General features: G+C 62.1%; 12 protein-coding genes. 9 read left to right on the forward strand and 3 right to left on the reverse strand.

What is annotated here, in order from left to right; translation table 11 throughout:
- Nucleotides 1-130 precede the first annotated feature (130 nt).
- Genes CRO46_RS13660 through CRO46_RS13670 form a run of 3 tightly spaced genes read left to right on the forward strand, consistent with a single transcriptional unit; the run spans nucleotide 131 to nucleotide 3,437 of the window.
- On the forward strand, nucleotides 131-1,930 hold the full coding sequence (locus tag CRO46_RS13660) for an ABC transporter ATP-binding protein (RefSeq protein ID WP_097108675.1): 1,800 nt from the start codon (nucleotides 131-133) through the stop codon (nucleotides 1,928-1,930).
- A gap of 17 nt (nucleotides 1,931-1,947) precedes the next feature.
- Nucleotides 1,948-2,757 carry a 4-hydroxy-tetrahydrodipicolinate reductase gene (dapB, locus tag CRO46_RS13665; protein WP_097108676.1) on the forward strand — a complete coding sequence of 270 codons (810 nt, stop codon included), beginning with the start codon at nucleotides 1,948-1,950 and terminating at the stop codon, nucleotides 2,755-2,757.
- A gap of 44 nt (nucleotides 2,758-2,801) precedes the next feature.
- The gene (locus CRO46_RS13670) at nucleotides 2,802-3,437 is read left to right on the forward strand and encodes a 2,3-bisphosphoglycerate-dependent phosphoglycerate mutase (RefSeq protein WP_097108355.1); all 636 of its coding nucleotides are present in this window, start codon (nucleotides 2,802-2,804) and stop codon (nucleotides 3,435-3,437) included.
- 122 nt (nucleotides 3,438-3,559) lie between these two features.
- On the opposite strand, the gene CRO46_RS13675 is transcribed toward CRO46_RS13670, so the two are convergent.
- A complete protein-coding gene (locus tag CRO46_RS13675; protein WP_097108356.1) occupies nucleotides 3,560-4,447 on the reverse strand; it encodes a methylated-DNA--[protein]-cysteine S-methyltransferase in 888 nt (295 codons plus the stop codon).
- Nucleotides 4,448-4,568: 121 nt separating this feature from the next.
- Nucleotides 4,569-5,036 (reverse strand): DUF2244 domain-containing protein, encoded by a 468-nt coding sequence (locus CRO46_RS13680; protein ID WP_097108357.1) that lies wholly within the window; start codon nucleotides 5,034-5,036, stop codon nucleotides 4,569-4,571.
- A gap of 94 nt (nucleotides 5,037-5,130) precedes the next feature.
- Here CRO46_RS13680 and nth point away from each other — a divergent pair, with 94 nt between their 5' ends.
- The 3 genes from nth to CRO46_RS13695 all read left to right on the forward strand — a co-directional run bounded on the left by nth (nucleotide 5,131) and on the right by CRO46_RS13695 (nucleotide 9,388).
- Nucleotides 5,131-5,898, forward strand: coding sequence for an endonuclease III (gene nth / locus CRO46_RS13685; RefSeq protein ID WP_097108677.1), 768 nt, complete (start codon nucleotides 5,131-5,133; stop codon nucleotides 5,896-5,898).
- 308 nt (nucleotides 5,899-6,206) lie between these two features.
- On the forward strand, nucleotides 6,207-7,208 hold the full coding sequence (locus CRO46_RS13690) for a TAXI family TRAP transporter solute-binding subunit (protein WP_097108358.1): 1,002 nt from the start codon (nucleotides 6,207-6,209) through the stop codon (nucleotides 7,206-7,208).
- Nucleotides 7,209-7,306: 98 nt separating this feature from the next.
- Complete coding sequence (locus CRO46_RS13695; RefSeq protein WP_097108359.1) at nucleotides 7,307-9,388, forward strand: TRAP transporter permease; 2,082 nt, start codon at nucleotides 7,307-7,309, stop codon at nucleotides 9,386-9,388.
- 50 nt (nucleotides 9,389-9,438) lie between these two features.
- Here CRO46_RS13695 and CRO46_RS13700 read toward each other — a convergent pair whose 3' ends face one another.
- Nucleotides 9,439-10,152, reverse strand: a complete 714-nt coding sequence (locus CRO46_RS13700) for a sulfate transporter family protein (protein WP_097108360.1) — start codon at nucleotides 10,150-10,152, stop codon at nucleotides 9,439-9,441.
- Nucleotides 10,153-10,402: 250 nt separating this feature from the next.
- Here CRO46_RS13700 and CRO46_RS13705 point away from each other — a divergent pair, with 250 nt between their 5' ends.
- The 3 genes from CRO46_RS13705 to CRO46_RS13715 all read left to right on the forward strand — a co-directional run bounded on the left by CRO46_RS13705 (nucleotide 10,403) and on the right by CRO46_RS13715 (nucleotide 15,941).
- A complete protein-coding gene (locus CRO46_RS13705; protein ID WP_097108361.1) occupies nucleotides 10,403-11,515 on the forward strand; it encodes a GNAT family N-acetyltransferase/peptidase C39 family protein in 1,113 nt (370 codons plus the stop codon).
- Nucleotides 11,508-12,965 carry a RimK family protein gene (locus CRO46_RS13710; RefSeq protein WP_097108362.1) on the forward strand — a complete coding sequence of 486 codons (1,458 nt, stop codon included), beginning with the start codon at nucleotides 11,508-11,510 and terminating at the stop codon, nucleotides 12,963-12,965. Before CRO46_RS13705 ends, CRO46_RS13710 begins: the two co-directional genes overlap by 8 nt.
- Before the next feature lie 126 nt (nucleotides 12,966-13,091).
- A complete protein-coding gene (locus CRO46_RS13715) occupies nucleotides 13,092-15,941 on the forward strand; it encodes a [protein-PII] uridylyltransferase (RefSeq protein ID WP_097108363.1) in 2,850 nt (949 codons plus the stop codon).
- Nucleotides 15,942-15,945: the final 4 nt, after the last annotated feature.

A 15,945-nucleotide genomic window follows, 5' to 3' on the forward strand; every position in this document is an offset into this window, starting at 1 on the left:
ATAGAGCCGCCATGAACGGTGCGGGGACATTCCCGGCTGATTGTATGAGGGCGTTCGCGTGGAATGCCTGACAGGAAGATGAGACGTGAAGCGCGGCAGGAACATCAAACAGGATGTGGGATCGCTGACGATGGTGATCCGCCGGATCATCCGTGAGAACGGCCGCGACTACGTCAAGACCTATGTATTCGCCGCCGTCTGCCTGGCGCTGGTTGCGGCTTCGACGGCCTTCATGGCCTGGATCATGGAAGCCGTCATAAACGAGGCCTTCGCCAAGAAGAATGCCGATGTGATCTGGCTCATCTGCGGCTCGGTTCTGGCCGCATTCGTGATCCGCGGTGCCGCATCCTACGGCCAGGCGGTGGCGCTGGCGCAGGTCGGCAACAATCTCGTCGCGCGCTATCAGCAACGCCTGATCGATCATCTGATGAGCCTCGGCGTCAGCTTCTTCGGCGACACACGCTCGGCCCAGATCGCGGCCCAGATTTCGCAGAATGTCGCCGGCATCCGCGATGTCATGAACCTGACCATCACCTCGTTTGCCCGCGACCTGCTGACGCTGATAGCCCTGATCGTGGTCATGGTGACCAAGGATCCCGTGCTCAGCCTGATCGTGTTCGTTGTCGCGCCACCGGTGCTCCTCGCCCTGCGCTATATTTCTAAACGGCTCAGGAGCGCCACCCGCGAATCGATCGATCTCAACAGCCGGGTGCTGTCCGCCATGCAGGAGACGGTGCAGGGAATCACCATCGTCAAGGCGTTTACGATGGAAGAGCAGATCAGCCGCCGCACGGCGAAGCTGATCAAGGCGGCCGAGGGCCGGTCCAATCGCATCGCCCGGTTGACCGAGCGTACCTCGCCGCTGACCGAGACCGTGGCCGGCATCGCCATTTCCGGCGTTATCGCCTACGCGGCTTTCCGGTCGATCTATGGCGATGTTCTGCCCGGCGCCTTCTTTGCCTTCATCACCGCGCTGCTGCTCGCCTATGATCCGGCCCGGCGCCTGGCCCGGCTGCAGATCAATCTCGAGCGTGCGGTCGTCAATGCCCGCATGATCTACGAGATTCTTGACGAGGAGCCGACGCAGGGCGACCAGCCCGACGCTGTCGCCATTGAAGTGCGTGGCGGCGAGATCGCGTTCCGCAATGTCGGCTTCGGCTACGGGGAAGGCGAGATCGTGCTCGATGGTGTGAGCTTTACCGCCGAAGCCGGCAAGACCACGGCCATTGTCGGCCCGTCGGGTGCCGGCAAGTCGACACTGATTTCGCTGGTGCCACGGTTTCATGATCCGGTCACGGGTCAGGTGCTGATCGACGGCACTGACATTGCATCGGTCACCAAGTCCTCCCTGCGCCAACAGATTGCCTATGTCTCGCAGCAGCCGTGGCTGTTCGAAGGCTCGATCCGTGAGAATCTGCGCTATGCCCGGCCCGAAGCAACCGATGCCGCAATCGAGGAGGCGGCGAAACTCGCCAATGCGCACGAGTTCATTCTGGCCCAGCCGCAAGGCTATGACACCATGCTTGGCGAGAACGGCGTCAACCTCTCCGGCGGCCAGCGCCAGCGCATCTCGATTGCCCGGGCACTGGTACGCAATGCACCGATCCTGCTTCTTGACGAGGCCACCTCCGCGCTCGACAACGAATCCGAAGCCGCCGTGCAGAAGGCGCTCGAACGCGCCATGCAAAACCGGACCGTGCTGGTGATTGCCCACCGGCTGTCGACCATTGCCCGTGCTGACCGTATTGTCGTCATGCAGGCAGGCCAGGTGGTTGAGGTTGGAAGCCATGCGGATCTCAGCGCCAACAGGGACGGGCTCTATGCGCGGCTCCAGGCCTACAGCGAGGCCGGAAGCGACACCGCCCCGGCAGAGTCCGGCCTGGGCACCGCCCATGAGACAGCAGCCGACACGAAAGGAACCAAGCCATGACCACACCAACCGGAAGCATGGGCCTGATCGTTGTCGGTGCCGCCGGCCGCATGGGCCAGGCCCTGATCCGCACCATCGCCGACATCGAAGGCGTGCATTTGACCGGGGCCATTGAACGTCCCGGCTCGGACGCGCTCGGCAAGGATGCTGGCGAACTGGCGGGGCTGGGCAGCAATGGTGTCATCGTCACCGATGACGCGCTTCCGGTCTTCGCCCAGGCCGAAGGCGTGCTCGATTTCACGGCACCCGCAGCGACGTTGGGTTTTGCCGAACTCGCCGCCCAGGCCCGCATCGTCCACGTCATCGGCACCACAGGCATGGATGAAAGCCACGAGGCCAGGCTGCATGCCGCCTCGCGCCATGCCCGCATCGTCAAGTCGGGCAATATGAGCCTTGGCGTCAATCTTCTGTCGGTGCTGGTGCGCCAGGCCGCCAAGGCGCTCGAGGCGAGCGATTGGGACATCGAGGTGCTTGAAATGCACCACCGCCACAAGGTCGACGCGCCATCGGGCACGGCGCTGCTGCTGGGCGAGGCCGCAGCCGAGGGTCGTGAAATAGGTCTCGGCCAGCATTCCGTCCGGATCCGCGACGGCCACACCGGACCGCGCGAGCCGGGCACAATCGGTTTTGCCACACTGCGCGGCGGATCGGTGATCGGAGAACATTCAGTCCTGCTGGCCGGCGAGGGCGAGACCGTTGAACTGACCCACCGGGCCATCGACCGCTCGATCTTCGCCCGCGGCGCCGTTCGCGCAGCTCTCTGGGCGCGGGCTCAGAAACCGGGATACTATTCCATGCTCGATGTGCTCGGCCTCGCAGACCATTGATATTAATCGCCTGACTCCAACCTGCTTGAAAAGGGGAATTCATCATGTCCGGAACGCTCGTCCTTGTCCGCCACGGCCAAAGCGAATGGAATCTGAAAAACCTGTTTACGGGGTGGAAGGATCCTGATCTCACCGAGCTCGGCGTCGAGGAAGCCAAGACCGGCGCCGAGGCGCTGAAGGGCACGGGCCTCAAATTCGATATCGCCTTTACCTCCAACCTGATCCGCGCGCAGCGCACGCTGGATCTCATCATGCAGGGCATCGGTCAGACCGGTCTCGAGGTCATCCGTGACGAGGCGCTCAACGAGCGTGACTACGGCGACCTGGCCGGCCTCAACAAGGACGACGCGCGCGAGAAGTGGGGCGAGGAGCAGGTCCACATCTGGCGCCGGTCCTACGACGTACCGCCTCCGGGCGGCGAAAGCCTGAAGGACACCGGTGCGCGCGTCTGGCCCTATTATATGACCGAGATCCTGCCTCGCGTGTTGCGTGGCGAGACCGTTCTGGTGGCAGCCCATGGGAACTCACTCAGATCGCTGGTGATGATCCTCGACGGCATGTCGCGCGAGGAGATTGTCAAGCTCAACCTCGCCACCGGCGTGCCCATGGTCTACAAGCTCAACGCCGATTCCACTGTCGCTTCGAAAGAAGTGCTGGGCGATATGTCAAAGGCGCACTGAGCCTCTGGTTAAGCTGAAAGCCTCCGGTCTCCCCCTTGCGGGGGGGCGGAGGTAAGGCGAAACCCGTGGCTCGCTCTTCAGTCACCCGGTGACAAAGGGGTCTACCGCCCCTTTTTTCGCGCTTAAGCCCCACCCGACTGCACACACCCCGTCTCCCAGCCGAGCATCGCCCGCTTGCGGGTGATCCCCCAGTGGTAGCCGGTGAGTGCGCCGGACTTGCCCAGAGCCCGATGGCACGGCACCACAAACGAGATCGGGTTGCGTCCAACGGCTGCGCCAACGGCGCGTGAGGCGGATGGTTTGCCGATCTCCGTTGCGACATCGGAATAGGTCTTCGCAGTACCCAGCGGAATGCGCAAAAGCGCCTCCCACACCTTCACCTGAAAGTCGGTGCCGATCAGGACAATGCGCAAGGGCCTGTCGGCGCGCCATAGCTCGGGTGAGAACACACGGCCGACATAGGATGCGGTTGCCTCTTGATCCTGTGTTACCCGGGCGCCGGGCCAGCGCCTGGTCATGTCTTCCAGTGCGGCGGCTTCCTGGCCCGGATCGGCAAAGGCCAGCCCGCATAATCCACGCTCCGTCGCCATCACTACGGCGATGCCGAACGGGGAGAGATGAAAGCCGTAGCTGATCTCGAGCCCGGCCCCGCCGCTTTTGAAGTCGCCGGGGCTCATCGCCTCGTGGGTGACGAAAAGATCATGCAACCGCCCCGGCCCCGAAAGCCCCAATTCATAGCTGGCATCAAGCAACGGCAGGCCTTCATGACCGAGCAGCCGGCGGGCGTGATCCAGCGTCACCGCCTGCAGGAACGCTTTCGGTGTCAGTCCGGCCCAGCGGCTGAAAGTCTTTTGCAGGCGCCCCGGCGCCACGCCGATATCCGACGCGATCTCTTCCAGCGACGGCTGGGCCCGGTAATCGAGCGAGATCCGTTCAATGGTCTTGCGGACAAGATCGTAATCATCGCCATGCGGCGTGATGTCACGGTCAAGCTGTGCAGTCACATTCATGGTCTGGCTCCCTGCAGCCCCGCGCGGTGTCCCGCTTAGCTGCTGCGCTTCATTAGATGGCCGCACTCAACCACGTGCCGCCAGGCGCCGCCACCCGAAATACGCCGCCCGACAAAACGCCCTAGCGTTTGACAGTCGCAAGCGCCCGCTGGAACGCGGTGGCAAAGCTTTCCTTGTCCTCAGGGTTGAGAAACGCGCCCACCTCCGTCTGCTGGCCACGGCTCGAAACGCGCATGCCGGTGATACCGATTTCCTCGTGCCGGGCAATGTTGAACCGGGTCCAGAACGGATTGAACTGGTGATCTTCCGAACGCCCGGAAGGTGCAACCTTGCGAATGGAAAGATCCGTGCGTGACATGCGGATGAACTCGCGCGCCCGCGCGGAGCGGTAGCTGAGCCAGAAAGCACCGAACAAAAGCGCCAGGTCGAGCCCGAAAAACGCAAATACCGGCCACGCGCCGACCCGGGCGAAGATTGCCATGTGAATGACGGTTATCAGGGTGGTGACACCCATCAGCACCACGAAGCCTACCCGCCCCAGCGAACGGTAGGGGCTCAGAACAGCTTCAAACAACGGTTCGTCGTTCATTCTTGCTCTCGCTTCCAGCAGGTGTTTGCCATATCCCCGCCTGCCCGATTATAGGGGAGGAATGGAAAAGCCCAAGAGCCAGAAACCTGCCAAAATGTCGCTTGTTGCAAGTGCAGCAGCCGGGAAGCCGGCGCGAGCCAAACCCGCGGCCCGGAAGAAACCTGCGTCGCGCAGCCGCAAGATCCCCTATACCCCCGAAGAGATCCGCGAGATCTTCCGCCGTTTCTCGGTCCAGCGGCCCGAGCCCAAGGGCGAGCTCGAGCACGTCAACCCGTTCACCCTGGTGGTTGCGGTGGCGCTGTCGGCACAAGCCACCGATGCCGGCGTCAACAAGGCGACGCGGGCGCTTTTTGCCGTCGCCGATACGCCGGAGAAGATGCTGGCGCTCGGCGAGGACCGGGTCCGCGACTACATCAAGACCATCGGTCTTTATCGCAACAAGGCAAAAAACGTGATTGCGCTGAGCCAGAAGCTGGTCGATGAATTCGGCGGCGAGGTCCCGCAAACGGAGAAGGAACTGGTCACGCTGCCCGGTGTAGGCCGCAAGACCGCCAACGTGGTCATGTCGATGGCCTTCGGCGTGCCGACGTTGGCCGTCGACACTCATGTCTTCCGCATCGGAAACCGGCTGAAGATCGCGCCCGGCAAGACGCCCGATGAGGTTGAAGCGGCCTTTCTCAGAATTATCCCGGAAGATTATCTCTTTCACGCCCACCACTGGCTGATTCTCCATGGCCGCTACTGCTGCAAGGCGCGAAAGCCCGAATGCGAACGCTGCGTCATCGCCGACATCTGCAAGTCACCCGAAAAGACCGTCGATGTGGCAGCACCCCTGGTCGAACTGCCTACGCAGATTGTCTGAAGTCGAACAGCGTCCAGCATTTGTCGCCATGTGATTATTGGTCCGGAAGCACCTCCGAATCAGGTCATCAGCCCGCGACACCCGCCGGGGCTTCGCTGTTTTTGGTCCTGAGCCCGGTTGTTCCGCCAGTACGCCGGGACACGGTTCCGGCTCTAAATCCAGACTTGCCCATCGTTGTTCCCGTTGGCAAAACCCAGAGCGGGCAATTTACCGTGTACACCAATGCCGCTCGGCACAGTGGCTCTTGCAGGCGTTTGCGAACACACATAAGCTGACGGGAAATTACAAAAGCAAATAGGGAGTTATCCATGAAACACTACAAATTCATCGCTGGTACCGTGCTGGCGCTTGGCCTGGCCACCAGCGCCGTTGCGCAGGACATGTCCTTCTTCCGCATCGGCACCGGCGGCACTGCCGGCACCTATTACCCGATCGGCGGATTGCTCGCCAATGCGATCTCCAACCCGCCCGGTTCGCGCCCCTGCGAAGAAGGTGGTTCGTGCGGCGTGCCCGGCCTTGTTGCCTCGGCACTGTCGGCCAACGGATCGGTCGCCAACATCAACGCGATCGCCGGCGGCACGCTGGAATCCGGTTTTGCTCAGTCCGATGTCGCGACCTGGGCCTATACCGGCACCGGCATCTGGGAAGGCAAGCCCGCAGTTGAGAAGCTGCGCGCCATCGCCAACCTCTATCCCGAGAGCATCCACCTCGTGGCGAGCGCCGATTCCGGCATCAACAGCGTTGCCGACCTCAAGGGCAAGCGCGTTTCGCTGGACGAGCCGGGCTCCGGCACTCTCGTCGATGCCCGCGTGATTCTCGAAGGCTACGGCCTGTCGGAAGCCGACATTACGCCGGAATACCTGAAGCCGGACCAGGCCGCAGACCGCATGCGTGACGATGCCATGGACGCGTTCTTCTTCGTTGGCGGCTATCCGGCCGGCGCGATTGCCGAGCTTGCCAGCCAGCACGACGTCAAGCTGGTTCCGATCTCCTGCGACGAAGCACCCTCGATCTGCGAGAAATACTCTTTCTTTGCCGCCGACACCGTGCCGGGCGGCACCTATGAAGGCAATGCGGACGACGTGAAGACCCTGGCCGTTGGCGCGCAATGGGTCACCAGCGCCGATCAGCCGGAAGACCTGATCTACGGCATCACCAAGGCTTTGTGGAACGACAACACCCGCAAGCAGCTCGATGCCGGACACGCCAAGGGCAAGGCCATCACTGCGGACACTGCACTTAACGGCGTCGGCATTCCGCTGCATCCGGGCGCTGAAAAGTTCTACAAGGAAGCCGGGCTTCTCAAGTAAGGCTGACAGTGCTTTTGCAAAGCAACGCGAACCCCGGAGGGCCGTGCAGTCGATGCACGGCCCTCCGTTTCTAAAGCGACAATATCCTGGTGGGGACCATGAGCGTGGACAAGAAAAATCCGGAAGCAACCGAAGATGTCCGTCATCTGACAGCCGATGAATTGCAGGCGATCGAGGAAACCTACGATCCGGAGCTTCGTTTCCGCGTCCTGGTCTGGCCTCTGACCATCCTCACGGCAACTGTCCTGTTCGTGCTCTCATGCTATCACTACTACACAGCAGGCTTCGGCATTCCGCAGGCAACGGTGCATCGCGGCATGCATCTCGGCGTCACGCTGCTTGTTGTTTTCCTGAGCTTTTCGGCCTTCGGCAAGAAAGAGTATGAGCCGGGTGCGCTGAGGCCATTCGGCCTGCCGCTTGGTGACTGGGCGCTCGGCATCGCCGGCCTGGTCGCGGCTCTGTATGTTCCGTGGATTTACAGCGACCTGGCCTTCCGCGTCGGCAATCCTTTGCCGATCGACGTGATCATGGGAACGGTGCTGATCTTTGTGCTGCTGGAAGCCGTGCGCCGCTCCATGGGCTGGCCGCTGCCGGTGATCGCGCTTCTGTTCATTGCCTACGCCTATTTCGGCAAGGCGATGCCCGGCATTTTCGTGCACCCGGGGGCGAGTTGGTCGAACATCGTCAATCACCTTTATCTGACATCCCAGGGCATCTACGGCACTGCGCTCGGCGTCATTGCCACCTATGTGTTCCATTTCGTGCTGTTCGGCGTCATGGCAACCCGGATCGGACTGGGGCAGCTGTTCATCGACGTGGCCTCCGCCCTCGCCGGCCGCTATGCCGGCGGACCTGCCAAGGTGTCGGTTCTGTCATCCGCGCTTCTGGGCTCGATTTCGGGGTCCTCGATCGCCAACACCGTAACCACCGGCGCGCTGACGATTCCCGCCATGATCCGTATCGGCTATCCACGCCACTTCGCCGCAGCTGTTGAAGCCGCGGCCTCGACCGGCGGGCAGATCACGCCACCGGTAATGGGAGCCGTCGCGTTCCTGATGATCGAGTATCTGGGCCTGCCGCTGACCACCATTCTTACCGCCGCCCTGGTGCCCGCTTTCATGCATTTCTTCGGCGTTCTGGTGCAGGTCCATCTGGAAGCCCGGCGGCTTGGCCTTCGCGGCCTTTCCGCCGCCGAACTGCCCAATGCCTTCAAGGTCCTGAAGGAAGGCTGGCTGTCGGTCGTTCCACTGATTGTTCTGGTGGCTATCCTGTTGTCCGGGCGTACGCCTTTTTCTGCCGCCTTCTGGTCGATCACGGCCTGTATCGGCGTCATGGTGATCCAGCAGGTCAGCGCAGGCGGCATCGTGGCCGGTCTGCGCGGCACCTTCCACGGTGTATGGGAGGGCTTCATCCTCGGCGCCAAGCAGTCGCTTTCCGTCACCGCTGCCGCAGCCCTCGTCGGTGTCGTCATCGGTGTGGTGACGCTGACCGGCGTCGGCTTCAAGATCGCCTACATGGTCACCGGCATTGCCCAGGACTGGGCCGGCTCGGTTCACAGCCTGCTGGCTTTCCTGCCCTTCGAACTGATGGCTGTTCCAACGCTGACACTGCTCTTCACCCTCATCCTGACAGGTATCGTCTGTATCCTGATGGGGTGCGGCATTCCGACGACCGCGAACTACATCATTATGGTTGCGGTTGCCGCGCCGATCCTCGGCCTCCTCGGCGTCGAGCCGCTGGTCGCGCATTTCTTCGTCTTCTACTACGGGGTGCTGGCCGATGTGACGCCGCCCGTTGCAATGGCAGCCTATGCCGGTGCCGGCATCGCCAATGCCAATGCCTTCAATGCAGGCAACACGGCTTTCAGGCTTTCGATGGGCAAGGCACTGGTACCCTTCGTCTTCGCCTTCCAGCCGGCGCTGCTTCTTGTCACCGCCAATTTCACCTGGACCGCGTTCTTCCTCGCCTTCGGCGGTGCAGTGCTCGGCATCTGGGCCCTGGCAGCGGCTGTGTCCAACTGGTTGTTTGCACCGCTTCGCTGGTATGAACGCATCGCGCTGGTGCTGTCTGCCATCCTGCTGGTTGCGCCGGACCTGACCGCAACGGCGATTGGCCTTCTGCTCGTCATCCCGATTGCTCTTATCCAGCTTCTGCGGAAGAACCGCGCTGCCCCTGGCTAGGCGCGGTTGTCACAGGTAGTCCGCCGATCGGACCATTTGCGGGTGCCATGTCAGTGAGGACGAGCCTGCGTCCTTGCCGCAATCATCTTGTGCAGATGCACCATCATGCCCGCAGCGAACATCGGGGTCAGCAGGTTGAAAAGCGGCACCGAGAGAAAGGCGGCGATGATCAGGCCGGCAAAGAAGATCGTCGTCGAGTGGCGCGATCTCAGCCGCTTGGCATCCGCCGGGCTCATGAACCGCATGGCGGCGAATTCGAAGTATTCCCGCCCCAGAAGATAGCCGTTGACCAGGAAGAACGCCGCGATGTTGATGCCCGGGACAAGCAGCAGCACCAGCGCGAACAGGTTGCCGAGCCCAACCACCAGCAGGAAGCCCAGCGATTGCCGGATCGACTGCATCAACGGCATTGCCCGCCCGGGCGTCTCCTCGGGATAGTCACGGGTCTCGATCACCTCGGCGATGTCATCGAGAAACAGCCCGGCCATCGCAGCCGTCACCGGCGCCACGAACAGCGCCAGCACCAGCGCCAGGCCGATGCCGGCGATGATTGCTGCCACCGTACCGGCCCATCCCGCCCAGTCGGGCAATCCCGGCAGCAGGTTTTCAAGCCAGGGCATGGCAAAGACGGAAAACGCTTCGCCCAGGCCGAACCAGAGGCCCGTCAGCAACAGAACTGTTAGCCCGAGCGATTTGAACAGGACCGAACGTGAGGCCGGTGAGACCAGGTTTCGTCCGCTCAGTCTGGCGGCTTCGATGATCATGAATGAATTCCTCTTCGATATCGGCCAGACGAGCGTGGCGGCGACAGCACACGCCCGGCCCGCGTGGCGGCAGAGCTGCATGTGGGGAGTGTGGCCATCGGGATCAACTCCGGACCCGTTTCGCAACGATGGCGGCTGCTGCGAAATAATGCCCGGACCCGGTGACAGATCGACACAAATCAGCCATGATTCGAGCGCCTCAGGGGCAGGCCGCCAATGGCTTTGATCACTTGCTTTTCCGGGATGTCTCATGTCCGCACCGCGGATACGCCCTGCCACCATTTCCGACATTGACGCACTGGATGCGATCGAGACCGCAGTGTTTCCGGGCGACCGGATTTCGCGGCGGTCCTTTCGCACGCTGATAGACCGTCCGACTGCCGAAACGCTGGTCATAGAGGCGGATGGAGCGATCCGCGGCTACGCCATGATCCTGTTTCGCGCTGGTGCTGCGCTGGCCCGTCTTTACTCGCTGGCGGTGGCCAAGGGCGAGGCGGGCAAGGGGTATGGCAAGGCCCTGCTGGCCGCGGCGGAAAAGGCCGCGATGGATCATGACCGCATCCTGCTCAGGCTCGAGGTGCGCGAGGACAATGCGTCGGCAATCGCGCTCTACAGGACCACCGGCTACCGCAACATCGGCCGGGTTGCAGACTATTATGCCGACGGCATGGCTGCTCTGCGGTTTGAAAAGCTGCTGCGTGGCCCCGAAGCCCCGGATGTGATGACACCATTCTACGAGCAGACCGCGGATTTCACCTGCGGTTCGGCCTGCCTGCTGATGGCGCTTGCCCGGTTCCGTTCGCCCAATTTCCTCGATCCGCTGTGGGAAATCCGGCTCTGGCGTGAGGCGACCACCGTATTCATGCTTTCAGGCCCGGGCGGCTGCGAGCCATTCGGTCTCGCCATGGTCGCGCGCGAGCATGGGCTGGAACCCGAGGTCTGGTGCTCCACAGAAGAAATGCTGTTCCTCGAAACCGTTCGGGACCCGGAGAAGCGCCGGGTGATGGAACTGGCCCAGACCGATTTTCGCAACCGTGTCGCCGCCGAAGGCACGGCGGTCCATTACGAGGCCTTCGATCTCGACTGGCTCCGCGCCCGGCTGGCAGATGGCCATGTCGCCATCATTCTGGTCAGCGGTTACCTGATGATGGGCAAGAAGGTGCCGCACTGGGTGCTCGCTCACGGTGATGACGGCCGCCATATTTTCGTTCATGATCCCTGGGTCGAGGACGAGGTGGGGGAAACCGTCGCGGACGCCGCCAATATTCCGGTGCCCTATGCCGTGTTTGACCGGATCGCCCGTTTTGGCCGCTCGGGCCTGCGCGCCGCTGTGCTTATCAAGGGAAACTTGCTTCATGTCTGACTGGATCATTTTGTCGACCGCGCTGGCGGGCTTCGATCATGCCGCCACCAAGCACAAGGTACTTGCCACAAGGGATTATCTCGCACGGCCGGAAATGTTTCGCGGCGCCAGGCCTAACATCATCAACCTGTCGCGCTCCTATGCTTATCAGAGCCGCGGCTACTATGCTTCGCTGCTGGCTGCGGCTCGCGGGCAGCGGGTCATCCCGTCAGTCGAAACCATCATCGACCTGTCGGCGCGCAAGCTCTACGAGAATGCCATCCCCGAACTGGAAGACGCGCTCAACAAGGGCCTCCGCGGGGCCGAGGGTGAGCCTTTGCCGTCGCGGTTGCGGGTGTTTTTCGGCACCTGTATCGATCCGCGGCTCGAACGCTTTGGCAGGCTGCTGTTTGACTGGTTCCGCGCGCCCGTTCTCGAACTGACATTGAAGCAGGGAGACTGGGTCTCGATCTCCAAGGTCGCTCTGCTGCCCTTCAGCAAGCTCGACGAGAAGGGCCGTGAGACATTGTTCCAGGCCATGGCGCGCTACACTGCCCGGCAATGGAAAGACGCCAAGTCGCGGGCGCCGGCACGCTATTCCTTTGCCACCCTGGTCGATGCCAACGAGGCACTGCCGCCATCTTCGATCGACAGTCTCAAGCACTGGGCGCGGATCGCTGCGCGCATGGGCGTCTCGGTCGAGCCGATCACTCGCAAGGATCTGCCGCGGCTGGCCAATTTCGATGCCTTGTTCATTCGCGAGACAACCTCGATCTCCAACCATACCTATCGTTTCGCCCGCCGCGCCCAGCAGGAAGGCATGCCGGTGATCGACGACCCGGTGTCGATGATCCGCTGCACCAACAAGGTCTATCTCGACGAGCTGATGGCCTCTAACGGCATTCCGGTGCCGGACACGGTGATGCTGATCGGGCCGGAAGATTTCCAGCGTGCCGCTGACCAGCTCGGCTTTCCGATGGTCCTGAAAGTACCCGATTCGTCCTTTTCCCGGGGCGTGAAGAAGGTTGCCTCGATGGCGGAGTTGAAGGCGCTGGCCAGCGCCTGGCTGCATGATTCGGAAGTTCTGATCGCACAGAAGTTCATGCCCACGAGCTTTGACTGGCGCATCGGCGTTCTCGGCGGCAAGCCGCTGTTTGCCGTGCAGTACCTGATGGCCAAGAAGCACTGGCAGATCGTCCAGCACGACACCGGCGGCAAGCCGCTGGAAGGCGGCTTCAAATCGTTCTCGCTGGCGCAGGTGCCGCCGCTGGTGCTCGACACCGGTCTGCGCGCCGCCTGCTCAATCGGTGATGGTCTTTATGGCGTCGATCTCAAGGAGACCAATGACGGGGTCTTCGTCATCGAGGTCAATGACAACCCGAACCTTGAACATGGTGTCGAGGATGCGGCGGAAAAGGACGAGGTCTGGACCCGGCTGACGAACTGGTTCATCGAGCGCATCGCCACCTGAGCGGTCGTGCCGGGAGCAATGCGGATCTCTTGCCCGCTCCGGCTGTCGTTTCGCAGCGAAACAGGTTATAGCAGCCGCGGCCCCGTGCCCCGGGCCTGACGAAGAGTGTGACCCAGGATCCCGTTTATGCCCGATGCCGCCGAAGACAACCTCAATCTCCAACAGATTGTCGATCCGGCTAAACTGCGCAAGGCGCTCAATGCCATTGCTGCCAAGCATGGTGGAGCGACCCAGGAAGCGCGCATGGCAGTGCTGGCGGAGGTCAAGCGGGTGAACGCCGAAGGCCGCGACGTGGCGCGCAAGATGTTGTTTGACGATGGCGGTGGCACGGCCTGCGCCATGCGGATCTCCTATCTTCAGGATGAAATCACATCGGCGCTCTATGATTATGCCAGCGTCCATGTCTACCGGGTGGAAAACCCCTCGAAATCCGAGCGCATGACTGTCACTGCCGTCGGCGGCTATGGCCGCGGCACCCTGGCGCCCGGCTCTGACATCGATCTGCTGTTCGTGCTGCCCTACAAGAACACGCCCTGGACCGAACAGGTCGTTGAATGGATTCTCTACATTCTCTGGGACATGGGGCTGAAGGTTGGTCACGCTACCCGCAATGTCGACGAGTGTATCCGACTGTCCCGTTCCGACATGACAATCCGCACGGCTATTCTCGAGGCCCGCTTTCTGTGCGGCGAAAAAGAGCTGTTCAGGGATCTTGGTGCGCGGTTCGAAAACGAGGTCGTCGAGAACACCGGTCCGGAATTCATCGCTGCCAAGCTGGCCGAGCGCGATGAACGTCACCGCAAGGCCGGCGACACCCGCTATCTGGTCGAGCCCAATGTCAAAGAGGGCAAGGGCGGGTTGCGTGATCTCAACACGCTGTTCTGGATCGCCAAATACTTCTATCACATCCGCGACACACGCGAGCTTGTCGGTCTCGGCGTATTGTCAAAGCGCGAGTTCAACCTGTTCGTCAAGGCGGAGGACTTTCTCTGGGCGGTGCGCTGCCATATGCACTTCCTCACCGGCAAGTCCGAGGAGCGGCTGTCGTTTGACATCCAGCGCGACATTGCCTCCGGTCTCGGTTACCAGGATCACCCCGGCCTTTCGGCAGTCGAGCGCTTCATGAAGCACTATTTCCTTGTCGCCAAGGATGTCGGCGACCTGACCCGCATCTTCTGCGCCGGTCTTGAGGATCAGCAGGCCAAGCAGGCGCCGGGCCTCACGGGCGTCATCAGCCGCTTTGCCAGCCGGCCGCGCAAGATCCCCGGCACGCTGGATTTCATCGAGGACAAGGGCCGGATCAATCTGGCCGACGCCGACACCTTCAAGCGCGACCCGGTCAACATCATCCGGTTGTTTCATCTCGCTGATATCCGCGGTCTGGAATTCCACCCGGACGCGCTCAAGCGGGTGACCCGCTCGCTCAGGCTGATCAATGCCGAACTGCGCGAAAACGAAGAGGCAAACCGGCTTTTTCTCTCGATCCTGACCTCGCGCCGGCAACCTGCCATCATGCTCAGGCGCATGAACGAGGCCGGTGTGCTGGGTCGCTTCATTCCCGAATTCGGCAAGATCGTCGCCATGATGCAGTTTAACATGTATCACCATTACACCGTCGACGAGCACCTGATCCGCACCGTGGGTGTGCTCTCGGACATCGACAAGGGCGATGGCGAGCGCGAACATCCGCTGGCCTCCAAGCTGATGCCGGGGATCGAGGAGCGCGAGGTGCTTTACGTGGCGCTTTTCCTGCACGATATCGCCAAGGGCCGCCCGGAAGATCATTCCGTCGCCGGAGCCAGAGTGGCCCGCAAGCTGTGCCCGCGGCTCGGCCTCTCAGCCCACCAGACCGAACTGGTGGCCTGGCTGATTGCCGAGCACCTGACGATGTCGATGGTGGCGCAGACCCGCGATCTCAACGACCGCAAGACGATCTCGGATTTCGCCGAGAAGGTGCGCACGCTCGAACGCCTGAAGATGCTGGTGATTCTTTCGGTCTGCGATATTCGCGCGGTTGGTCCCGGCGTCTGGAACGGCTGGAAGGGACAACTGCTGCGCACGCTCTATTACGAGACCGAACTGATGCTTTCGGGCGGCTTTTCGGAAGTCTCCCGCAAGGAGCGCGCAGCGCATGCGCGGGAAGAGCTCGGCGAGGCGCTGTCCGACTGGAGCCAGAAGGACCGCAAGGCCTATCTCAAGCTTCATTATGAACCCTATCTCCTGGCTGTTCCGCTCGAGGAACAGGTGCGTCACGCCAATTTCGTCCGCGAGGCCGACACGGCGAACAAGCCGCTCGCCACCATGGTGCGCACCCACGCCTTCCACGCCATCACCGAAATCACGCTTCTGTCACCCGACCATCCGCGGCTTCTGTCGATTGTCACCGGCGCCTGTGCCGCGGCTGGCGCCAACATCGCCGATGCCCAGGTCTTCACCACATCCGATGGCCGCGCGCTCGACACCATCCTGATCAACCGCGAACTGCCCGATGACGAGGATGAGTTGCGGCGCGGCGCCTCCGTCGGGCGCATGATCGAGGAGGTGCTGGCTGGTCGTGCCTATATTCCCGAGGTGATCGCCCGCAAGACCCGCGGCAAGTCGAAAAAACGGCCCTTCATCATCAAGCCGCAGGTGACGATTTCGAACACCTTGTCCAACAAGTTTACCGTCATCGAGGTCGAATGTCTCGACCGTACCGGGCTCTTGTCGGAAATCGCCTCGGTGCTCTCGGACCTGTCGCTCGACATTGCCTCGGCCCACATCACCACCTTCGGCGAGAAGGTGGTCGACACCTTCTATGTCCGCGACCTGGTCGGTCAGAAGATCACTAACGAGAACCGCCAGACCAACATCGTCGCACGGCTCAAGGCGGTGCTGGCCAAGGAAGAAGACGAAGTGCGCGACAAGATGCCTCCAGGCATGATTGCCCCGCAAGGCTCAACCCGGCGGAGCAAGTCCTCCGCATCACAAGGCTGACAGT

This window comes from Parahoeflea halophila (assembly GCF_900220985.1).
GTDB classification, from domain to species: domain Bacteria; phylum Pseudomonadota; class Alphaproteobacteria; order Rhizobiales; family Rhizobiaceae; genus Hoeflea; species Hoeflea halophila.